Raw genomic sequence first — 21422 nt, forward strand, 5'->3', positions numbered from 1 at the left:
ACGGTGTCTTGGGCGGCCTCGATGGGGTCCGGTCGCATCCCGGCCGCCTCCGGCGTCTGCGGAGTCTCGGTCGCAGCCGACCGGATGGCCTGCCCGGCGTCGCTGCCGACGCCCTGACTCATGTCCCGCACTGGCGACCGGGTTGCGGCGCTGGTCGCACGGGCTGCCACCAAGGGCCCTTCCGTCCCCGGTGCTGTTTCACGTGAAACGCTGAGTCCCCGCCCGAGCCATCCCAGCCGTCGATGCTCCGGGGACGGCTCCGGGCCACTGGGCCAGCCCAGGTTGGTCGACATGGTCACGGGGAGTGCACCTCCGGGATTGCGGCTCGTCCCTCGAGAGCATCGACGGGTACCGGCCTACGAAATGGTCTGGACACGATCATGGCTGACGACGCTGACGGTCGCTCGCTCCCGTGCCGGTGCGTCGGGATCCGCGTGGCCGATCGGCGCGCCGACGGGCCGAACCGGCACTGGATGGCGGGCGGCTCCGGAAGCGCCGGCGGTCCAACTCGTCGCCGATGGTGAGTCTGAGCACGACCGTCGCCTCCGGCAGCAGACTCGCGCCGAACTCCTCCACGGCCGCGTCCACCACCCCGAGCCGCGAAAGGGCGGTACGGCTCTCTGCGAGCTCCTGCGTGGCCCGACCCCCCTTGAGAGCCAGCAGGCTGCCGCGTGCCTCGAGGAGTGGCAGCGTCCACTCGGCGAGCTGGACGATCCTCGAGACGGCCCGAGCCGTCACCCACGGGGCGCGCACGCGGTCCCACAGCCCCTCGGCTCGGGAGGTGTGCACCACGACGTTGTCGAGACCGAGCTGCGCCACGGCGCCACTCAGCCACCCGGTGCGACGCGCCAACGGTTCGACGAGGTGCAGTTCCAGGTCGGGTCGCGCGATGGCCAGGGCCAGTCCGGGCAGACCTGCTCCGGATCCCACGTCGATGACCCGCTGCCCAGCACCAGCACGCGGGATCGCCTCATGGACGACGGCGCAGTTCAGCACGTGGCGGTCCCACAGTCGCGAGGCCTCACGGGGGCCGATCAGTCCGTGGCTGATACCGGTGTCGCTCAGGATCGCGACGAACTGCTCGGCGAGCTCCAGCCGTTCGCCGAAGACTGCACGCGCGGCGGGGGGTGTAGCAGGTACGCCAACCGGACCGGGAGACTCGTGGACCACGCGCTCACACTCCTCGGTCTCGCAGATCGGAACATCAGATGGGAAGGGCATTCCTTGACCACGCGCGGGCCGCGCGGCAGAAGGAGCTCGACGGGAGAAGCCCGATCCGCCAGCCGGCCCGGAGAGGGGGTGCCTCGACAGCACCCGCTGGTGTCGTTCCACGTGAAACGGCGCGTTTCACGTGGAACCACCACGCGGTCAAGCCGGCAGGATGACGATGTGTCGGTGCGGCTCCACGCCCTCGGACTCGGACACCAGCCCGGCCGCGGACACCTCGTCGTGGACGACCTTGCGCTCGAACGCCGTCATCGGCTCGAGCGAACGCTTCTCCCCCGACTCCTTGACCTCGTCGATCGCGACGTGGGCGAGCTCCACGAGGGCTGACCGGCGCTCGGCGCGATGCCCGGCGATGTCGAGCATCAGGCGGCTGCGTTCGCCTGTCTGCACCTGCACCGCCAGCCGCGTCAGCTCCTGGAGCGCCTCGAGCACCTTTCCGTCGCTGCCGACCAGCCGACGGGGCACACGCCCCTCCTCGGAGTCGACGATCGCGATCGCGGCCCGGTCCCCATCGACGTCCACGTCGATGTCGCCGTCAAGGTCGGCGATGTCCAGGAGCGTCTCGAGGAAGTCGGCGGCAACCTCACCCTCACGCTCCAGCTGGCGCAGGCGCGAGCCCTTCCCGGGCTTGTCGGCCGGGACGTCCTCGACAGGTCCGTCGGCCTCGACGGCGCCCTGCAGGCCGCCCTCGCCGGTCGCTTCGCCGTGCTCGGCGCGGCTCTCCAGAGAAGCCTCCGCGTCGGTCTCGGAGGCGGTCTCGGAGGCGGTCTCGGAGGCGGCCTCGGAGGCGGCCTCGGAGGCGGCCTCGGTCGCGGTCTCCGTCACCGCCTCGGCGACCTCGGGCACCAACGTGCCCTCCGTGGTCGCCGCGACGGGCTGTTCGGCAGTGGTCTCGAGGTCTGGGGACTGCGTGTCGCTCATGAGTACTCCTTGGGTCATCGGGACCGAACTGTGGACAACCCGCATCTGCGCAGTTCAGGGCCCCGAAGGCGTGTGGACAAGTCTGTGGATGAAGCTCAGCGGCGGTTCTTGGTCGGCTGGGTGCGCGCGCGCTTCTTGCCCTTGGGCTGCTGACGCTGACCGGGCTTCGGTGCGTCGTCTGGGACGCTGTCGGCGGCGTCGAGGCCGGGCACGGTGAACGCCTCCACCTCCTTGCCCTTGCGCTTCAGGCGCTCGCTGCGGGCGCGCTCGGCCTCGGAGCCGGGGGCCGGCATGTTGCGGATGACGTAGAACTGCTGGCCCATGGTCCAGAGGTTCGTCGTGAGCCAGTAGAGCAGGACACCGATCGGGAAGTTGATGCCGGAGAAGGCGAAGAACAGCGGCATCAGGTAGAGCAGGACCTTCTGCTGCTTCGCGAAGGGGTTGTCCAGCGCGGACGCCGGCATGTTCTTGCGCATCAGCTGGTACTGCGTGATGAAGGTCGTCGCCGACATCAGCACGATGAGGACGGCGCTGAGGATCTTGACGTTGAGCGTCGTGGAGTGGACGAACGAGTCCGACAGCTTGGCACCGAGGATGGTGGACGCCTCGATCGTCAGTGCGACCTGCTGCGTGATGGGGCCGATCGGCGGCTGGACGCCCTCGGCGATGGCCTTGAGGTTGTTGAGCAGCTGGAAGAGCGCGAAGAAGAAGGGGCTCTGGATCAGGATCGGCAGGCAGCTGCTGAACGGGTTGGTCCCGGTGCGGCGGTAGAGATCCATGATCTCGGCCTGCTGCGCTTTCTGGGACTCCGGGTCGCGCTTGCCCTTGTACTTCTTCTGGATCTTCTGCATCTCCGGCTGGATGAGCTGCATCCGCCGGGAGGAGTGGATCTGACGCACGAAGAGCGGGATCAGGAGGATGCGGACGACGACCGTCAGGCCGACGATCGACAGGGCCCAGGCCCAGCCCGCCCAGGCGCCGGTGAGCCCGAGCGTCTCCCAGAAGGCGTGCCAGCCGTACATCACCCATGCCTCACCCAGCTTGATCGGGTAGAGCAGGGTCTGCAGGAAGTCCATCAAGGTGTGTTCCTCTGTGGTCTGGTGGGCAGCCGGTTCAGCCGGCTGTTCGAGCTGTATCGCCGCTCACCACTGGTCGGCAACCATATGCCGATGGGTCAGGGGTCGGGACGGAAGTCCTCGGGTCGCACGTCGTTGCGGGCGTCCCACGTCTGCGGCACCGGGTCCACGCCGCCCGGGGTCCACGGGTGGCACCGGCCGAGCCGGCGGATCGTGAGCCAGCCGCCGCGTACGGGGCCGAAGCGGGTGAGTGCCGTGACGGCATACGCGGAGCAGCTCGGGTAGAAGCGGCAGGTCGGTGGCGTCAGGGGGGAGATGAAGCGCTGGTAGAGCCGGACGGCAAGCACGAGCGGCGAGGCGAGCACCTGGTTCAGCGTCGCGCTCATCGACGGCACGCCTTCTCCAGCCCGCGCTCCACGGCGAGGTCGAGCTCGTCCCAGGTCGCGTCCGCGGCAGCGGGGTTGGCCCGCACCACGAGGTCCAGACCAGCGGGTATGCCGTCCAGCCGGGTCGCGACGCTGGCGCGCAGCCGGCGCTTGGTGCGGTTGCGCACGACGGCGTTGCCGACCGCCTTGGACACAACAAAACCGACGCGCGGCGGAAGATCCGCACGCGCATCGGTCCGGTTGGCATGCACGACGATGAGTCGCCCGCCTGCTCTGCTGGCGCCGGGCCCGCGTACTGCCGAGGTGAAGTCCGACCGCTCACGCAGTCGGTGACGCGCCGGCAGCACGCCGTGGGCCCCGGCGGCTCAGGCCGAGAGCTCGGCGCGGCCCTTGCGACGGCGGGCGGCGAGGATGGCGCGGCCGGCACGCGTGCGCATGCGCAGGCGGAAGCCGTGCGTCTTGGCGCGGCGACGGTTGTTCGGCTGGAAGGTGCGCTTGCTCACGTGGATCTCCGTAGGTTGCGGCGCCCGTCCGACGTCAGGAACGTCGGCGCGACGCCCGGGTGGGGCTGGCGGTGGCCGATGCGACCGCAATCGGCAAGCCCATGGAACGGCGGAGATGCTCCAGGTGGAGCCTCGCGGCCATGGGCATGCGAAAGAGGTCGCAGACACGCTCGGTCAACGATACGGGAGCGCCGGAACGAGGGTCAAACCGGAGGCGGCCGCCTGCGCGGGACTGCCGAACCCACCGATCCTCGGACGCCGCGCGGCGATTGCAAGGCGACACGCCGCCTTGCGACAGAATCTGTGGACGACCCGATTGTCATTGTCGCGCGTGCCGCTGTAGGTTTTCGACTCTCACACCCCTCGCCATCTTCTGCACAGGCTGTGGACAAACGTGTGGACAACAGGGCATCGTTTCGCGGGGCACCGCTGCAGCAGCACCGGCGGACGCCACGGACACCCGATGGGGGCTCGGGGTCCGAAGGCCGCTCCGGCGCCTCGCTTCGAGCCTTCGCTCGAACGTCAAGCGGGACGAGCCGACAAGCCAGAGTGCACAGAGACAATCAGGGGCAGGTGGACCACGTGAGCGAGACAGGCGTCGACTACGCGCAGATCTGGCGGCAGACGCTCGGCACCCTCGACGCGGTCGGCCTGTCCAACCAGGAGCGCGCGTTCGTCCGGCTGTGCCGCCTCGTCGGCGTGCTCGACCAGACCGCTCTCGTCCGGGCTCCCAACACCTTCACCAAGGACTTCCTCGAGCAGCGGGTCCGTGAGCAGATCCACGAGGCGCTGGCGAGCCAGCTCGGCCACCCGGTCCAGCTCGCCGTGTCGGTCGACGAGAGCCTCGAGCCCGACCTCGGGGTCATCACCGACGAGCCGAGCGGGCAGGCCTCGCTGAACGAGGGTCCGCGCGGCGGGTCTCCGCGCCCCGCCGGGCACAACGGCTCGTCCGGCTACGGGGGCTACAGCTCGGGCGCCGCGAACCCACTGCGCGACCTGGCCGAGAGCGCGCCGGCACTCAACGGCGCCGACCTCGACGAGCCCCGCCAGCCGGCATACGACGTGCAGACACGCATGGAGCTCGGCCCCGACCCGCTCAGCGGGGGCGAGAGCGGCCCGCTCCGGCTGCAGCACCGTCCCGAGCCGAGCTCTCCGGGCGACACCCGCCTCAACCCGAAGTACACCTTCGACACGTTCGTCATCGGGGCGAGCAACCGCTTCGCCCACGCGGCGGCGGTCGCGGTCGCCGAGGCCCCCGCCAAGGCGTACAACCCGCTCTTCGTCTACGGCGAGTCCGGCCTCGGCAAGACGCACCTGCTGCACGCGATCGGGCACTACGCCCGCACGATGTTCCCCAACGTGCGCGTGCGCTACGTGAACTCCGAGGAGTTCACGAACGACTTCATCAACAGCATCCGTGACGACAAGGCGAGCGCGTTCCAGAACCGCTACCGCAGCGTCGACGTGCTGCTCATCGACGACATCCAGTTCCTCCAGGGCAAGCTGCAGACCCAGGAGGAGTTCTTCCACACCTTCAACACGCTGCACAACGCGAACAAGCAGATCGTCATCACCAGCGACCTGCCGCCGCGCGAGCTCTCGGGCTTCGAGGACCGGATGCGCACGCGCTTCGAGTCCGGGCTGCTGACCGACGTCCAGCCGCCCGACCTCGAGACCCGCATCGCGATCCTGCGCAAGAAGGCGATCCAGGACCGGATGAAGGTGCCGGACGACGTGCTCGAGTACATCGCGACGAACTTCAGCACCAACATCCGCGAGCTCGAGGGTGCCCTGATCCGCGTCACGGCGTTCAGCAACCTCAACCGGCAGGCCGTCGACCTGCCGCTCGCCGTCATCGTGCTCAAGGACGTGCTCCCCAACGAGACGCCGAACCAGGTGACGGCCGCGACGATCATGGCCGTGACGGCCGCCTACTACGCCGTGACGCTCGAGGACCTCTGCGGCTCGAGCCGCTCGCGCCAGCTGGTGACGGCCCGCCAGATCGCGATGTACCTCTGCCGCGAGATGACGGACCTGTCACTGCCCAAGATCGGCCAGCACTTCGGCGGCCGCGACCACACGACCGTCATGCACGCCGACCGCAAGATCCGCGAGCTGATGGGCGAGCGCCGCGCGATCTACAACCAGGTCACCGAGCTGACCAACCGGATCCGCCAGCAGTCCCACTGAGGACTGGCCCCTCAGGACGCCTCTCAGCGCCCCTGCGGGCCTCGCGTGGTCTGCCGCGCCCACGCGGGGGCGACGGGCGTATGCCGTCACGCCTCGGGGCACCCACGTGTGCCCTCGCGGGCCGGGTGCCGTCGCGTCCGCCGGGGGTGCTGCATCGTCCGGTTCGGGCCGCTGACCGAGCCCTTGGGCCGGTCGGGGGACGGACGCGAACGCACCCGCGTGGGCGGGAATCCACAGGAGCCCCGTTTCATCCACAGCGTTGTCCACACCTGTGTGCACAGCGCCGGCAGCGCGGTCCTGGGCGTCACTGAGCCCACGCTGACACCAGACCCCAGACTTATCCACTCCTGTGGAAAAGTCTGGGGAAAATCCACCCGTCACTCGTGCACAGGTAACTAGTCAGCAAAGCCGCCAAAAAGGGCATACGCCGTGGGCACGTCCACAGGAACGTTGTGGACAGGTGTGGACGGCAGGCACGTCGCTGCGGACAACACATACCCACCCTGTGGGCTCGATGTGCACGACGCGAGAACGTCCACAGCCCGCACGGTCCGCGGCCTGCCGCCGCCCACACCCACTGCACAGCCGGACACGGATGCTGACCTGCAGCGATGTCGGTTGTCCACAGCGTCCACAGCACCTACGACTATGACGAGACCCCCTAGAAGGAGGGAAGCCCCGACAACGAGGGTCAGGGCGACCGCGTCTGCCCCGGGTCCGGGTGAGGACTAGACAGGCAGAGACGTCTGGTTTGGGTGGTTCGGCGAGTCGGGGAGTGTCTGTGGTGCCAGTCACCGCCAGGCACTAGTGTCTGAGCCCCAATGACCTTCCCCGTCGAAGTGAGTGCACCGTGAAGTTTCGGGTTGAGCGAGACGTCCTGGCCGAGGCCGTGACCTGGGTGGCGCGTGGCCTACCGGCGCGCCCGCCGGTGCCGGTGCTCGCGGGCGTGCTCGTGGAGGCCGACGAGGACGGCACCCTCACGCTCTCCGCGTTCGACTACGAGATGTCCGCACGCATCACCGTGCCTGCCGACGTGGCCGAGGCCGGCCAGGTGCTCGTCCTCGGACGCCTGCTCGCCGACATCTCGCGCAACCTGCCCAACAAGCCGATCGACGTCAGCACCGACGGCACGAAGGTCAACGTGGCCTGCGGCTCCTCACGGTTCGCACTGCGCGAGATGCCGGTCTCCGACTACCCGACGCTTCCGGCCGCCCCCGAGGGCAGCGGCACCATCGCCGGGGACGTCTTCACCCAGGCGGTCGCACAGGTGTCGGTCGCGGCCGACAAGGGCGACACCCTGCCGATCCTCACTGGCGTGCGCATGGAGATCGACGGCGACAAGGTCACGCTCCTCGCCACCGACCGCTACCGCCTCGCGATGCGCGAGCTGACGTGGAGCCCTGCGCAACCCGACGCCAGCCACGTGGCGCTCATCCCGGCCCGCCAGCTCTCCGACACGGCACGTGCGCTCGGCGCATCGGGCTCCGTCGAGCTGGCGCTCGGCCAGGGCGGCGACGGCCTCATCGGCTTCGAGGCCGGCCGGCGCCGCGCCACCACCCGCCTGCTCGACGGCGAGTACCCCAAGGTCACCTCGATCTTCCCGACCTCGGTCGACACCGAGGCGGTCGTCGAGACGGCTGCACTCGAGGAGGCCGTCAAGCGCGTGGCCCTGGTGGCCGAGCGCAACACCCCCGTGCTGCTGAAGTTCACCGACGGGCAGGTCGCCATCGAGGCCGGCACCGGCGACGACGCCCAGGCGTCGGAGGCCGTCGAGGCGAGCCTCGACGGCCCCGAGATCCAGATCGCCTTCAACCCGCAGTTCCTCCTCGACGGGCTGCACGCCGTCGGCACGCAGTGGAGCCGCCTCTCCTTCACGCAGCCGAGCCGCCCCGCGGTGCTCACGGGGCAGGCCGAGGCCGACTCGCAGCCCGACAGCAGCTATCGCTACGTCCTCATGCCGGTCCGCTTCGCCAGCTGACGTCCGCTGAGGCTGCTGCCCCGACGGCGCCGCCACCCTGCCTGCCGTATGCCGCCGGGCTGGCGTAGCCTCGAACAGCCCCGCACGCTCCCCCCGCAGAAAGGCACGCGACATGCAGCTCGGTCTCATCGGTCTCGGCAAGATGGGCGGCAACATGCGCGAGCGGTTGCGCCGCGCGGGGCACGAGGTGGTCGGCTTCGACCACAACCCCGACGTCGCCGACGTGGGCACGCTCGAGGACCTCGTCAAGGCGCTCCAGGCGCCGCGCGTCGTGTGGGTCATGGTCCCGGCCGGCGAACCGACGCGTGAGACGGTCAGGGCGCTCCGCGACCTGCTCGAGCCCGGCGACCTCGTCATCGACGGCGGCAACTCCCGCTTCACCGACGACTTCGAGAACGCGAAGCTGCTGGGCGAGAAGCAGATCGGCTACGTCGACTGCGGCGTGAGCGGCGGCATCTGGGGGCTCGAGAACGGCTACGGCCTCATGTGCGGCGGCGACAAGAAGTGGGTCGAGCGCGCCATGCCGATCTTCGACGCGCTGCGCCCCGAGGGCCCGCGCGAGGAGGGCTTCGTCCACGCCGGCGAGGTGGGCGCCGGGCACTACACGAAGATGGTCCACAACGGCATCGAGTACGGCCTGATGGCCGCCTACGCCGAGGGCTACGAACTGCTCGAGAGGAAGGACATCGTCAAGGACGTCCCGGGCGCCTTCAAGGCCTGGAGCCGTGGCACCGTCGTGCGCTCCTGGCTGCTCGACCTCATGGTCAAGGCGCTCGAGGAGAACGCGCACCTCGACGACGTGTCCGACTACACCAACGACTCCGGCGAGGGCCGCTGGACCGTCGAGGAGGCCATCGAGCTCGGTGTGCCGATGCCGGTCATCTCGGCCTCGCTCTTCGCACGCTTCGCGTCACGCCAGCAGTGCTCGCCGACGATGCAGGCGGTCGCGGCCCTGCGCGGCCAGTTCGGCGGCCACCAGGTGATGACCATCGCCGAGGGCGAGGAGCTGCGCCGCAAGACCGGCGCCGAGGGCTCCGCGCACCCGGCGCCGGCCGCCGGCAAGGAGAAGGCGAGCACGCCCGACCAGCCGTCGCAGGCCTCCGTCGACGCCGCGAGCGCCGGGCCGTCCTCCGGCACCGGCTCCACCGGCGGCGGTGCGCCCGGCGGCGGCCCCACGTCGGGCACTGACGCCACCTCCTCCTGACGGCCCCTGACGACGACGGCGCCCGCACCGGCAGCCTCCGGCCCGGCGCCGTCGCGTCGCCACCATCCCGAGAACCAGCGAACCTGACGTGCACGTCCGCCACCTGACCCTGAAGGACTTCCGGAGCTACCCGAGCGCCGAGCTCGCGTTGACGCCGGGCGTCACCACGCTGGTCGGGCTGAACGGGCAGGGCAAGACCAACCTCGTCGAGGCGGTCGGCTACCTCGCGACGCTCGGGTCGCACCGGGTGGCCACCGACCAGCCGCTCGTGCGCTTCGGCGCCGCCCAGGCGATCGTGCGCGGGGCCATCGTGCGCGACGACCGCGAGACGATGGTGGAGCTCGAGATCACCCCGGGCCGGGCGAACCGGGCTCGGCTCGGACGGTCGCCGGTCTCGCGGCCGCGCGACGTGCTCGGCACGGTGCGCACCGTGCTCTTCGCGCCCGAGGACCTCGCCCTCGTCAAGGGCGACCCGTCCGAGCGGCGGCGCTTCCTCGACGAGCTGCTGGTGCAGCGGCAGCCGCGATGGTCCGGGGTGCGGTCCGACTACGACAAGATCCTCAAGCAGCGCAACGCCCTGCTGAAGTCGGCGGCGCCGGTGCTGCGCAAGGGCGGCCGCCGTCCGCCGCGTCCGCCGCGCGAGGGAGACCTGCCGCTCGACGAGGTGCGGGAGTCGGCGCTGCACACGCTCGTGGTGTGGAACGACCACCTCGCGACGGTCGGCGCCCAGCTGCTCTATGCCCGGCTGCGCCTGCTCCGCGACCTCGTGCCCGACCTCGCGGAGTGCTACGACGCCGTGAGCGCGGCCGCCTCCAACGCCCGGGCGACCTACCGCAGCTGCCTGCACGAGCAGCTGGCCGCCCGTCTCGCTGCGGGCGAGGTGCCGGAGGTCGAGGAGCTGCGCGCCGGCATGCTCGAGACCCTCGAGCAGGTGCGGTCCAACGAGATCGAGCGCGGCGTCTCCCTCGTCGGACCGCACCGCGACGACCTCGTCCTCTCGCTCGGTGACCTGCCGGCCAAGGGCTACGCCAGCCACGGCGAGTCGTGGAGCTTCGCGCTGGGACTCAAGCTGGCGGCATACCGCCTCCTTCGGCGCGATCTGGGCGACGATCCCGTGCTCGTGCTCGACGACGTCTTCGCCGAGCTCGACTCGGGGCGACGGGAGCGGCTGGCGACGCTCGTCGCAGACTGCGAGCAGGTGCTCATCACGGCAGCCGTCGGCGCCGACGTGCCCGGGGTGCTGCGCGAGAGCGGGACCACGTATGCCGTCGAGCTGGGTCAGGTGCACCTCGCGGGGCCCGCGGGCGGCCCGGCCGACGGGCTCGACGCACCAGGTCCGGACCGCGGGGGCAGCGTGGACGGGCGCGAGGCCGCGGAGGCCGCGGACGGCGCCGAGGTCGCACAGGACGTGAGGGAGGGGGCCGGCCCGTGAGTGACGAGGACTCCAGCGCCGACCCGGCAGCCGTCCCGGAGCCGAGTGACGAGGACACCCGGATCGCCGATGCGGCGGCGTCTGCGCTCGCCCGGGCGCGAGCGGCTGCCGCCGAGAAGGGGCTGCGGCCGGGGATGCGCCCCAAGAAGCGCCGGCGTCCCATCGGCCACGCCCCGGTGCTCTCCGGTTCCTCGCGCGACGGGCGTGACCCGTCCCTCCTCGGTGACCAGCTGGACCGGCTGCTCATCGACCGCGGCTGGAAGGTCGACGTCGCCGTCGGGTCGGTGATGGGGCGCTGGCCCGAGATCGTGGGGCCGGACATCGCCGGGCACGTGGAGCCCCTGACCTTCGTCGACGGCATCCTCACCGTTCGGGCCGACTCGACGGCGTGGGCGACCCAGATGCGCCTGCTGTCCTCGTCCCTGCTGGCCCGGATCGACGAGGAGATCGGGGCCGGGGCGGTGACCGAGCTCAAGGTCGTCGGACCGAGCGCGCCCTCCTGGAACCGCGGAGCCCGGCGCTCCCCCGACTCCCGGGGGCCGCGCGACACCTACGGCTGACCCGTGCTGGTGTGCTGGTCCCACGAGCCGCAGCGGCCACGGGTGCGGATCCCGACGACGTTCGCCCTGCACGTCCGCTCGAGGGGCGACTGTCGGTGTTCCGACGCACACTGGCGGTATGACCTCGACGCCCGCATCGTCCTGCAAGCCGGCCGCGCACTGCACGATCGTGCCGCCCTACATCCTCGAGGCGCTGGCCGCCGGTGACGAGCCGGCTCTCGCCGCACGGGCCCGCGAGGCGCTGCGCCACGACGAGCAGGTGCGCGCCGCGCGTCGCACCCCGACCGCGCAGCCCACCACCCGCCGGGCGCCGCGGCGCGAAGATGCTGCCCCGGCCGGTGGGGCCGCCGCGCTCGGCTCGGGTCCCCAGCGCACCGTCTACGACGCCAAGGGCAGTCAGACCACCCCGGGCACGGAGGTCCGCGACGAGGGGCAGGCAGCCACCGGCGACCCCGCCGCCGACGAGGCCTACGACGGGCTGGGCACCACGTGGCAGCTGTGGTGGACGGCCTACTCCCGCGACTCGCTCGACGGGAAGGGGATGCCGCTGCCGGCGACCGTGCACTACGGCCACGACTACGACAACGCCTTCTGGGACGGCTCCCAGATGGTGTTCGGCGACGGTGACGGCGTCATCTTCGAGCGGTTCACCAGGAGCGTCGACGTCATCGGCCACGAGCTGGCGCACGGCGTCACCGAGCACACGGCCGGGCTGCTCTACCAGGGGCAGTCGGGCGCGCTCAACGAGTCGATCTCCGACGTCTTCGGCGTCCTGGTCAAGCAGAAGGCCCTGGGACAGAGCGCCGCCGAGGCCGACTGGCTGGTCGGCGCGGAGCTGCTCAACCCGTCGGTCAAGGGGCGGGCGCTGCGCGACATGCGCAACCCCGGCACCGCCTACGACGACCCGAGGCTGGGCAAGGACCCCCAGCCGGCCGACATGGCGCACTACGTCGACACCTCCGACGACAACGGCGGCGTCCACATCAACTCCGGCATCCCCAACCGCGCGTTCGCGCTCGCCGCCGAGGCCATCGGCGGCAACGCCTGGGAGGGCGCGGGCGCGATCTGGTACGCCGTGCTCTCGGGCGACGGGATCAAGGCCGACTGCGACTTCGCGACCTTCGCCGGCCTCACGGTCGCCGCCGCTGGGCAGGCACACGGTGACGGGTCCACGGAGCACTCCGCGGTCCGCTCCGCCTGGGAGCAGGTGGGGGTGCTCACCCCGGGCGCCGAGGCCACCGACGCGTCGGGCGGGGGGAGCTCCGGTGCCGGATCGACCGCCGGCGGCCCCGGGGGCGAGGCCCCGGGAGCCGACGTGCAGGTGCTCCTGCGGCGGTCGGGCGGCTTCGCGGGGCTCGTGCGCGAGCGGCGGGTGGCCATCGGTGAGCTCCCCGAACGTGACGCGAAGGACTGGCAGCACCTCCTGTCGGCGCCCACGCTCCAGCGCATCGCAGCGTCGACGGAGCGCACGCACCCCGACGCGTACGTCTACTCGGTGGTGTGCGACGAGGTCGGCTGCGACATCACCGTCCAGGAGCCGCACCTGCCGGAAGCGATCCACTCCCTATTCGAGCGCACCCTCAGCGAGGGTTGAGCCGACCCCACGCGCCTTCCTGCCGGCTCAGTTGGCCGACAGGAAGTAGGGGTCGTCGCCCTCGGGGATGTCGGACCATCGCGGCAGGTTCGGGGCGACGACCTCGCAGTGGCCGTCGAGCGTGCAGCGCTGCAGGTTGCGCCGGCCGGCGGTCGTGCCGACCTGCACGGTGAGGCTGCCGTCCTCGCCCATCCGGTAGGTGACCGGTGAGGGTGTCGTCGTCCCGGCGTCGGTGCTGCCTCCCTCGAGCACGATGGCTGCATCGCTCGTACGGACCACGACCAGGCTCCCGTACCGGAAGCTGCGGTCGGGGTTCAGCTGTGACGCCTCGAGGCCGTCGCTGTAGCCCGTCGCGAGCAGGTAGTCCCCGTTGGTCGAGAAGGAGCGGAAGACGAGGGGCCCGCAGAGCTGCCACAGCACGCGTCCCGACGCGAGCTCGCGAAGCTCCGTGCAGGCCTGCTTCGATCCCGCCTTCTGCGCGACGGGCACGAGCGCCGTCCCCCGGGCGGCATCGACGAGCTCGAGCGACCCGGCGACCGGCCGGCGGACGCCCGTCTCGACGTCCCACGCGATTGCCTGACCGGTGAAGCCACGGTTCGCATAGACGACGGAGCCGATGATCCCCACCACGTCGTAGCCGGGTGAGTCGGCGTCCGACACCCCCTCTGGCGTGCAGTCGCAGGACGTGGACCGGAGCGTCCGGACGAGGGTGCCGTTGGCGTCGTAGGCCGTGAGCGTGCCCAGCTGCTCGACGACGAACAGGCTGCCGTCCGCCGCCACCTTCGTGGCCTGTCCGCCGAGCCGGACGAGGGTGGCGCCGGCCGAGTCGACGACGTGGAGCACACCGGTCTCGCCCTGCGCCACGAGCCAGTGGCCCCCGGCCAGCCTGGCGAGGGAGCCGCCGAGCACCTTGCCGGTGAGCCGGATCTGCCTCGCGCCGTCGTGGATGACGCCGTCGGCGACGTACGGGACCGACGCCGGACCGGTACGGTCGCCGGTCGCCGGCTTCAGGGTGACCGGCGCCGGCGCTCCGTCCGCCGTGAGGGTCGGGATCGCCGTCGGCGTGGGGTCCGCGGTGGTGGGCGTGGTCGTCCGAGGGGAGGACGGCGAGGGCAGGCCGCTGGGCAGCGACGTCGACTGCGATGGGCCGACGGGAAAGGGTCGCCCGTCGGTGGCACGCAGCGCTCCCCAGCCCACCGGCACCGCCACGGCGAGGACGAGGGCCGCCGCGAGCGCGCCGGCGGCCAGCTGCCGCCGCCGCTGGGAGCGGTCTCGCTCGATGGCACGCTCGGCGAGGCTCGCGACCACGCGGACGCCGGCGGCCCGGTGACCCAGCACGTCCTTGAGGTTCGGGTCGACGTCGTTCATGCGATGACCTCGCTCATCCTGGTGCGCAGCGCGGTGATCGCGCGGCTGGTGTGGCTCTTGACGGTGCCGACGGAGCAGCCGAGCACCTCGGCGGTCTGCGCCTCGGTGAGGTCCTCGTAGTAGCGCAGCACGATCGCCGCCCGTTGCTGTGTGGGCAGGCCCTGGACCTGGCGCCACAGGTCCATCGCGGCTGCCGGGTCCAGGCCCTGCGCCGTCGGCGGCTCCATGACCTCGAGCAGGTGGCTGCCCGGCGTCTCGCGCCGGCGCAGCACGCTGCGCCAGCGCGAGCTGCTCTCGTTGACCAGGATCCGGCGCACGTAGGCGTCGCGCTGCCCGCTCGCCTGGACGCGGACCCAGTGCCGGTAGACCTTCGCGAGGGCGTTCTGCAGCAGGTCCTCGGCGGAGTGCCGGTCGCCGGTCAGCAGGTAGGCGAGCCGTGCGAGGGCCTGCTGTCGCGCCAGTACGTATGCCGTGAAGTCGGCCGTGCGTTGCGCGTCGTCCATGACCCTGTCCCCTGTTCGGTCCGTCGGCTCGGTGCCTGTCGCGGATCCGGTCGTCGGCTCGACCGTCCGTGCCCCGGCAGGTGCCGGCACCCCCCCAGACGCCAGTGCTGCCGGGAAAGGTTGTCCGTGGCTCCGCCGGAAGTGTGCCGACTCGGTGCGGGCGGTGGGCCGCGACGTGCTGACGGGGCACACACCCTGTGGACACCGCTGTGGACAACGCCGGTCCGAGCCCACCGGAACGAGGAGAATGGGGTTCGGACGACCCCCGGGACGACGAGCGCGCCATGAACCGGTGACGACCGAAGACGCAGCCGCGGCGATACGACGAGTGAAGGTGCCTGAGGCGCGTTCAAGCCCCGGGTCGTGATCCTCCCCTCGGATCCACGGGTCTTCTGCCCGGAAAGTGGCCGTCCCGAGCGTCTGAGGGGGCGTTTCACCTCGTCGGGCCGCTAGACTGGGCTGGTTGCGGCTCGACGTCACGTCGAGCCGCCCGCATGAGGTCTGACCACCAAGGAGAGACGTGTCCGACGCTGACGAGCCGACCACCCCCAGCACCACCACCGCCAGTTCCACCGGACCCGACTCCGCCACAGCAACCGACCTCTCCCCGGGCGCCGATCTCCCGGACACCGACGGCAACCTCGACGGCACCATCGACGGCAACACGGCCGACGGCTCGTCCGTCGAGATCCCGGCCGGGGAGGCCCCTGCCAACGACACCGTCTCGCCCGTCCTGGCGGCTCCTGCCGACGCTCGTCCCAACGGCGTCGACTACGACGCCAGCCAGATCACCGTGCTCGAGGGGCTCGAGGCGGTCCGCAAGCGCCCCGGCATGTACATCGGCTCCACCGGGCCGCGTGGCCTGCACCACCTCGTCTACGAGATCGTCGACAACGCGGTGGACGAGGCCCTGGCCGGCTACGCGGACACGATCGACGTAACGCTGCTCGCCGACGGCGGGGTGCGGGTCAAGGACAACGGACGTGGCATCCCCACCGACATCCACCCGGTCGAGGGGATCAGCGCCGTCGAGCTGGTGCTCACCCAGCTGCACGCAGGCGGCAAGTTCGGCGGCGGCGGCTACAAGGTCTCCGGCGGCCTGCACGGCGTTGGCAGCTCGGTCGTCAACGCCCTCTCCACGCGCCTGAAGGCCGCGGTCCGCCAGAAGGGCCACGCCTTCCGTATGAGCTTCACCGACGGTGTGCCCGACGGCCCCCTGGAGAAGCAGGAGGCCACCTCCGAGACCGGCACCACGATCACCTTCTGGGCCAACCCGTCCATCTTCGAGACCGTCGACTACGACTTCGAGACGCTGCGCGCACGCTTCCAGCAGATGGCGTTCCTCAACAAGGGCCTGACGATCAACCTCGTCGACGAGCGCGTCGCCCTGGCCGAGACGGCCGCCGCCGCCGACGGCGACCTCGACCACATCGACTCCGACCTGACCGAGGTCGAGCAGGACGAGGACGACGAGCAGGACACGACGGCCGCCGAGGCCGGCGAGAAGAAGACGGTGACGGCCAAGAAGGTCAGCTACTGCTACCACAACGGCCTCATCGACTACGTCAACCACCTCAACAGCTCCAAGCGCAGCGAGCCGGTGCACCCCGAGGTGATCAGCATCGAGGTGGAGGACGAGGCGAAGTCGCTGAGCCTCGAGCTGGCGATGCAGTGGACCAGCGCCTACAGCGAGTCGGTCCACACCTACGCCAACGCGATCAACACCCACGAGGGCGGCACCCACGAGGAGGGCTTCCGCGCGGCGATGACCAAGCTGGTCAACGAGTTCGCCCGCAAGCAGAACCTCCTCAAGGACAAGGACGAGAACCTCACCGGCGACGACATCCGCGAGGGCCTCACCGCCGTCATCTCGGTGAAGCTCGCCGAGCCGCAGTTCGAGGGCCAGACCAAGACCAAGCTCGGCAACTCCGAGGTCAAGGGCTTCGTCCAGCGGGCCATGACCGACGAGTTCGGCCACTGGCTCGAGGCGCACCCGAGCGAGGGCAAGGACATCGTCCGCAAGTCCGTGCAGGCCGCGGCCGCACGCATGGCCGCCCGCAAGGCCCGCGAGGCCACGCGCCGCAAGGGCCTGCTCGAGTCGGGCGGCCTGCCGGGCAAGCTCAAGGACTGCCAGAGCAAGAACCCCGCGATCTCCGAGGTCTTCATCGTCGAGGGCGACAGCGCCGGCGGCTCTGCGACGCAGGCACGCGACCCCTACACGCAGGCGATCCTGCCGATCCGCGGCAAGATCCTCAACGTCGAGAAGGCGCGCATCGACAAGATCCTCGCCAACAACGAGGTCCAGGCGCTCATCTCCGCGTTCGGCACCGGCATCGGCGAGGACTTCGACATCGAGAAGGCGCGCTACCACAAGATCGTGCTGATGGCCGATGCCGACGTCGACGGCATGCACATCCGCACGCTGCTGCTGACGCTGCTCTTCCGCTTCATGCGCCCGCTCATCGAGGCCGGCTACGTCTACCTCGCCCAGCCGCCGCTCTTCCGCCTCCGGTGGAGCAACGGTGTCGACCACCAGTTCGCCTACAGCGACCGGGAGCGCGACGGCCTCAAGGCGCTCGGTGAGAGCAAGGGCTGGCGCCTGCCGAAGGACAACCCCATCCAGCGCTACAAGGGCCTCGGCGAGATGAACTACCAGGAGCTCGGCGAGACGACGATGGACCAGAGCACGCGCACGCTGCTGCAGGTGACGCTCGACGACGCCGCCAAGGCCGACGAGGTCTTCGCCGTCCTGATGGGCGAGGACGTCGAGTCGCGCCGGTCGTTCATCCAGAAGAACGCGCGCGACGCGAAGTTCCTCGACGTCTGACCCGCGTTCCAACCATGTCGTATGCCGTCGGGCACGTTCCACGTGAAACGGGCGGGGCGGCATACGCCATCGGTTGCGACCATGACTTCAACGAATGTGACTGAGAGACAAAGGGATCTGACGTGAGCGACCTGCCTCCCAACGACGGAGACGACGTCAACGAGGTGCCGGGCGGCGACGAGAGCCCCGAGCCGAGCATCGAGGACATCCTCGGGCCCGACCCGGACGCGACCGACGACGGCGACGACGAGGGCAACCCGGACGCGACCGCCGTCGTGCCGGCCGAGATCGGCCAGCACGACCGGGTCGAGCCGATCGACCTCAACACCGAGATGCAGCGCAGCTACATCGAGTACGCGATGTCGGTCATCGTCAGCCGCGCCCTGCCCGACGTGCGCGACGGCCTCAAGCCCGTGCACCGGCGCATCGTCTACGCGATGTACGACGGCGGCTACCGCCCCGACCGCGGCTACAACAAGTGCGCCCGTGTCGTCGGCGACGTCATGGGCCACTACCACCCGCACGGCGACTCGGCGATCTACGACGCCCTCGTGCGCCTCGTGCAGGACTGGTCGCTGCGCTACCCGCTCGTCGACGGCCAGGGGAACTTCGGCTCCCGCGGCAACGACGGCGCCGCCGCCCCGCGATACACCGAGTGCCGGATGGCCTCGATCGCGATGGAGATGGTCCGCGACATCGAGCAGGACACCGTCGACTTCGTCCCCAACTACGACGGCAAGACGATGCAGCCGGCCGTGCTGCCGAGCCGCTTCCCGAACCTGCTCGTCAACGGCTCGGCCGGCATCGCCGTCGGCATGGCCACGCAGATCCCCGCGCACAACCTGCGCGAGGTCGCAGCTGGCGCGCAGTACTACCTCGACCACCCCGACATCTCGCGCGAGGACCTCCTCGAGGCGCTGCTCGGCATCATCAAGGGGCCCGACTTCCCGACCGGCGCCCTGATCATGGGGCACAAGGGCATCGAGGAGGCCTACCGCACGGGCCGCGGCTCGATCATCATGCGGGCGGTCGTCGAGGTCGAGGAGATCCAGAACCGCCAGTGCCTCGTCGTCACCGAGCTGCCCTACCAGGTCAACCCGGACATGCTGGCGCTCAAGATCGCCGACCTCGTCAAGGACGGCAAGATCTCGGGCATCGCCGACATCCGCGACGAGACCTCCGGCCGCACTGGCCAGCGCCTCGTCATCGTGCTCAAGCGCGACGCCGTCGCCAAGGTCGTGCTCAACAACCTCTACAAGCACACCCAGCTGCAGACGACCTTCGGCGCCAACATGCTCGCCCTCGTCGACGAGGTGCCCCGCACCCTGCCGCTCGACGGCTTCATCCGGCACTGGGTCGACCACCAGGTCGAGGTCATCGTCCGGCGCACGACCTTCCGCCTCAACAAGGCCGAGGCCGACATCCACATCCTGCGCGGCCTGCTCAAGGCGCTCGACCGGCTCGACGAGGTCATCGCCCTCATCCGCGGGTCGCGCACCGTCGACATCGCCCGCGAGGGCCTCATCGAGCTGCTCGAGATCGACGAGATCCAGGCCAATGCGATCCTCAACATGCAGCTGCGCCGCCTGGCGGCCCTGGAGCGCGAGAAGCTCATCGAGGCGCACGACGAGCTGCAGGCCCTCATCGACGAGTACCGCGCGATCCTCGCCTCCCCCGAGCGCCAGCGCCGGATCATCAGCGAGGAGCTCGCCGACATCGTCGAGCGCTACGGCGACGAGCGCCGCACGACGATCGTCCCCTTCGACGGCGACATGTCGATGGAGGACCTCATCCCGGAGGAGGACGTCGTCGTCACGATCACCCGTGGCGGCTACGCCAAGCGCACCCGTGTCGACCAGTACCGCTCGCAGAAGCGCGGCGGAAAGGGCGTACGCGGTGCCACCCTTCGCGGGGAGGACGTCGTCGAGCACTTCTTCACCACCACGACGCACCACTGGCTGCTCTTCTTCACCAACCTCGGTCGCGTCTACCGCGCCAAGGCGTACGAGCTCCCCGAGGGCTCGCGCGACAGCAAGGGGCAGCACGTCGCCAACCTGCTCGCCTTCCAGCCCGGTGAGCAGATCGCCCAGGTGCTCGCGATGCGCGACTACGAGTCGGCCGACTACCTGGTGCTCGCCACCCGTGCCGGCCTGGTCAAGAAGACCCGCCTGGCCGACTACGACTCCAACCGTTCCGGCGGCCTGATCGCGATCAACCTGCGCGACGGCGACGAGCTGGTCGGCGCGGGCCTGGCCTCCAACCGCGACGACCTGCTCCTCGTCTCCCGCAAGGGCCAGTCGGTGCGCTTCACGGCGACCGACGAGGCGCTGCGTCCCATGGGCCGCTCCACCTCGGGCGTGACCGGCATGAAGTTCCGCGACGGCGACGACCTGCTCGCCATGTCGGTCGTGGAGGAGGGCGAGAGCCCGGACGTGTTCGTCGTCTTCGAGAACGGCCTGGCCAAGCGGACCCCGGTCTCGGAGTACCGCCTCCAGGGCCGCGGCGGCCTCGGCATCAAGGTCGCCAAGCTCTCGGAGAAGGGCGGCGACCTGGTCGGTGCCCTGACCGTGATCGACACCGACGAGGTCATGGTCGTCATGGAGAAGGGCAAGATCGTGCGTTCGCGGGTCGACGAGGTGCGCCACACCGGCCGATCGTCGCAGGGAGTGAAGTTCGCGACGCCCGACAAGGGCGACTCGATCGTCGCCGTCGCGCGCAACGCCGAGTCCGCGATCGCGGTCGCCGAGATCGAGGAGGGCCACCCCGTAGAGCAGCCGTCCGGCACGGGAGCGCCGGCTGCGGTTCCGGCCGCCGATGGCGTACCGTCGGACGAGACGTCGGGCGACGAGGCGAGCTCGTCGGAGACCGACAACGGAGGTGACGAATGAGCGCGACCAGCCCCGAGGGCTCCCTGAGCGGGTCCGGCACGTCGACGCGCACGAGCTCCGGCTCCCAGTCCGGTGGGAGCGGCCAGAACGGGTCGTACTACGACACGGTCAGCGGAGCCGGCAGCACGTCCGGCGCCTCCAGCGCCGACAAGGGCACCGCGCTGTCGCGGGGTGCGGTCACCAACCGCACCGCCCCGACCCAGCGCGTCGGCTCCGGCCAGGCGAGCCAGACGAACCAGGCGGCACAGACCGGCCAGGCCGGGTCGGGCACCGCCTCCGGGAGCGCCGCCGGCACCGCTGCCCGCTCGTCGACCGCGCCGCGCAAGCACAAGGGTCCGCGCCGCGTGCGCCTGGCGGTCGCTCGGGTCGACCCGTGGTCGGTCATGAAGATGAGCTTCCTGCTCTCAGTGGCCATCGGCATCGCCGGCGTCGTCCTCACGGCGGTGCTGTGGATGATCCTGTCCACGATGAACGTCTTCACCGACATCGAGGGCGTGCTGCAGTCGCTGCAGTCCACGACGGCCGACCCGTTCTCGATCAAGGACTACGTCGGCTTCGGCCGAGTCGTCTCGCTCTCGATCGTCATCGGCGTCATCGACATCATCCTCATGACGGCGATTGCGACCGTCATGGCCTTCCTCTACAACATCTGCTCGGCCCTCGTCGGCGGCGTGCAGCTCACGCTCACCGACGACTGAGCGAGTACGCGACGGCGAGCCACACGGCATACGCGAGACGGCCCCCACCCGAGAGGGAGGGGGCCGT

At 70.6% G+C, this 21422-nt stretch carries 17 protein-coding genes; 9 read left to right on the forward strand and 8 right to left on the reverse strand.

The window, feature by feature from the left end:
* Positions 1 to 378 precede the first annotated feature (378 nt).
* The 6 genes from rsmG to rpmH all read right to left on the reverse strand — a co-directional run bounded on the left by rsmG (position 379) and on the right by rpmH (position 4113).
* The gene (rsmG, locus tag LQK93_RS08705; protein ID WP_374971145.1) at positions 379 to 1170 is read right to left on the reverse strand and encodes a 16S rRNA (guanine(527)-N(7))-methyltransferase RsmG; all 792 of its coding nucleotides are present in this window, start codon (positions 1168 to 1170) and stop codon (positions 379 to 381) included.
* Positions 1171 to 1368: 198 nt separating this feature from the next.
* On the reverse strand, positions 1369 to 1908 hold the full coding sequence (locus LQK93_RS08710; protein ID WP_374971474.1) for a protein jag: 540 nt from the start codon (positions 1906 to 1908) through the stop codon (positions 1369 to 1371).
* Positions 1909 to 2243: 335 nt separating this feature from the next.
* Positions 2244 to 3224, reverse strand: a complete 981-nt coding sequence (gene yidC, locus LQK93_RS08715; protein ID WP_374971146.1) for a membrane protein insertase YidC — start codon at positions 3222 to 3224, stop codon at positions 2244 to 2246.
* A gap of 98 nt (positions 3225 to 3322) precedes the next feature.
* Complete coding sequence (gene yidD, locus LQK93_RS08720; protein ID WP_374971147.1) at positions 3323 to 3610, reverse strand: membrane protein insertion efficiency factor YidD; 288 nt, start codon at positions 3608 to 3610, stop codon at positions 3323 to 3325.
* A complete protein-coding gene (gene rnpA, locus LQK93_RS08725) occupies positions 3607 to 3957 on the reverse strand; it encodes a ribonuclease P protein component (protein WP_374971148.1) in 351 nt (116 codons plus the stop codon). The genes yidD and rnpA overlap by 4 nt, the downstream gene beginning before the upstream one ends.
* Positions 3958 to 3975: 18 nt before the next feature.
* Complete coding sequence (gene rpmH / locus LQK93_RS08730) at positions 3976 to 4113, reverse strand: 50S ribosomal protein L34 (RefSeq protein WP_010849920.1); 138 nt, start codon at positions 4111 to 4113, stop codon at positions 3976 to 3978.
* A 582-nt stretch (positions 4114 to 4695) separates the two neighbouring features.
* Between rpmH and dnaA the strand changes: the two genes are divergently transcribed.
* The 6 genes from dnaA to LQK93_RS08760 all read left to right on the forward strand — a co-directional run bounded on the left by dnaA (position 4696) and on the right by LQK93_RS08760 (position 13071).
* Complete coding sequence (dnaA, locus tag LQK93_RS08735; protein ID WP_374971149.1) at positions 4696 to 6303, forward strand: chromosomal replication initiator protein DnaA; 1608 nt, start codon at positions 4696 to 4698, stop codon at positions 6301 to 6303.
* Positions 6304 to 7153: 850 nt separating this feature from the next.
* The gene (gene dnaN, locus LQK93_RS08740) at positions 7154 to 8281 is read left to right on the forward strand and encodes a DNA polymerase III subunit beta (RefSeq protein ID WP_374971150.1); all 1128 of its coding nucleotides are present in this window, start codon (positions 7154 to 7156) and stop codon (positions 8279 to 8281) included.
* Positions 8282 to 8393: 112 nt separating this feature from the next.
* Complete coding sequence (gnd, locus tag LQK93_RS08745) at positions 8394 to 9485, forward strand: phosphogluconate dehydrogenase (NAD(+)-dependent, decarboxylating) (RefSeq protein ID WP_374971151.1); 1092 nt, start codon at positions 8394 to 8396, stop codon at positions 9483 to 9485.
* Positions 9486 to 9573: 88 nt separating this feature from the next.
* Positions 9574 to 10917 (forward strand): DNA replication/repair protein RecF, encoded by a 1344-nt coding sequence (gene recF / locus LQK93_RS08750; RefSeq protein ID WP_374971152.1) that lies wholly within the window; start codon positions 9574 to 9576, stop codon positions 10915 to 10917.
* Positions 10914 to 11477, forward strand: coding sequence for a DUF721 domain-containing protein (locus LQK93_RS08755; protein ID WP_374971153.1), 564 nt, complete (start codon positions 10914 to 10916; stop codon positions 11475 to 11477). The genes recF and LQK93_RS08755 overlap by 4 nt, the downstream gene beginning before the upstream one ends.
* A 118-nt stretch (positions 11478 to 11595) precedes the next feature.
* Complete coding sequence (locus LQK93_RS08760; protein ID WP_374971154.1) at positions 11596 to 13071, forward strand: protealysin inhibitor emfourin; 1476 nt, start codon at positions 11596 to 11598, stop codon at positions 13069 to 13071.
* Between the two features lie 27 nt (positions 13072 to 13098).
* Here LQK93_RS08760 and LQK93_RS08765 read toward each other — a convergent pair whose 3' ends face one another.
* Positions 13099 to 14439, reverse strand: coding sequence for a hypothetical protein (locus LQK93_RS08765; protein ID WP_374971155.1), 1341 nt, complete (start codon positions 14437 to 14439; stop codon positions 13099 to 13101).
* Positions 14436 to 14942: a SigE family RNA polymerase sigma factor gene (locus tag LQK93_RS08770; protein WP_374971156.1), complete on the reverse strand. Its 507-nt coding sequence runs from the start codon at positions 14940 to 14942 to the stop codon at positions 14436 to 14438. The genes LQK93_RS08765 and LQK93_RS08770 overlap by 4 nt, the downstream gene beginning before the upstream one ends.
* Before the next feature lie 688 nt (positions 14943 to 15630).
* Between LQK93_RS08770 and gyrB the strand changes: the two genes are divergently transcribed.
* The 3 genes from gyrB (at position 15631) to LQK93_RS08785 (ending at position 21355) form a co-directional block, all read left to right on the forward strand.
* The gene (gene gyrB, locus LQK93_RS08775) at positions 15631 to 17769 is read left to right on the forward strand and encodes a DNA topoisomerase (ATP-hydrolyzing) subunit B (protein WP_374971475.1); all 2139 of its coding nucleotides are present in this window, start codon (positions 15631 to 15633) and stop codon (positions 17767 to 17769) included.
* Positions 17770 to 18101: 332 nt separating this feature from the next.
* On the forward strand, positions 18102 to 20657 hold the full coding sequence (gyrA, locus tag LQK93_RS08780; protein ID WP_374971476.1) for a DNA gyrase subunit A: 2556 nt from the start codon (positions 18102 to 18104) through the stop codon (positions 20655 to 20657).
* Positions 20654 to 21355 (forward strand): DUF3566 domain-containing protein, encoded by a 702-nt coding sequence (locus tag LQK93_RS08785; RefSeq protein WP_374971157.1) that lies wholly within the window; start codon positions 20654 to 20656, stop codon positions 21353 to 21355. The genes gyrA and LQK93_RS08785 overlap by 4 nt, the downstream gene beginning before the upstream one ends.
* The last annotated feature ends 67 nt before the right edge of the window (positions 21356 to 21422 follow it).

The organism is Terrabacter sp. BE26 (assembly GCF_041941675.1).
Taxonomy (GTDB): domain Bacteria; phylum Actinomycetota; class Actinomycetes; order Actinomycetales; family Dermatophilaceae; genus Terrabacter.

What these genes read in the sequence shown, in the direction of transcription:
- yidD (WP_374971147.1), bottom strand. Translation starts at nt 3,610, where the DNA reads ATGAGCGCGACGCTGAACCAGGTGCTCGCCTCGCCGCTCGTGCTTGCC.
- LQK93_RS08765 (WP_374971155.1), bottom strand. Translation starts at nt 14,439, where the DNA reads ATGAACGACGTCGACCCGAACCTCAAGGACGTGCTGGGTCACCGGGCC.
- LQK93_RS08785 (WP_374971157.1), top strand. Translation starts at nt 20,654, where the DNA reads ATGAGCGCGACCAGCCCCGAGGGCTCCCTGAGCGGGTCCGGCACGTCG.
- gnd (WP_374971151.1), top strand. Translation starts at nt 8,394, where the DNA reads ATGCAGCTCGGTCTCATCGGTCTCGGCAAGATGGGCGGCAACATGCGC.
- LQK93_RS08760 (WP_374971154.1), top strand. Translation starts at nt 11,596, where the DNA reads ATGACCTCGACGCCCGCATCGTCCTGCAAGCCGGCCGCGCACTGCACG.
- gyrA (WP_374971476.1), top strand. Translation starts at nt 18,102, where the DNA reads ATGCAGCGCAGCTACATCGAGTACGCGATGTCGGTCATCGTCAGCCGC.
- LQK93_RS08770 (WP_374971156.1), bottom strand. Translation starts at nt 14,942, where the DNA reads ATGGACGACGCGCAACGCACGGCCGACTTCACGGCATACGTACTGGCG.
- yidC (WP_374971146.1), bottom strand. Translation starts at nt 3,224, where the DNA reads ATGGACTTCCTGCAGACCCTGCTCTACCCGATCAAGCTGGGTGAGGCA.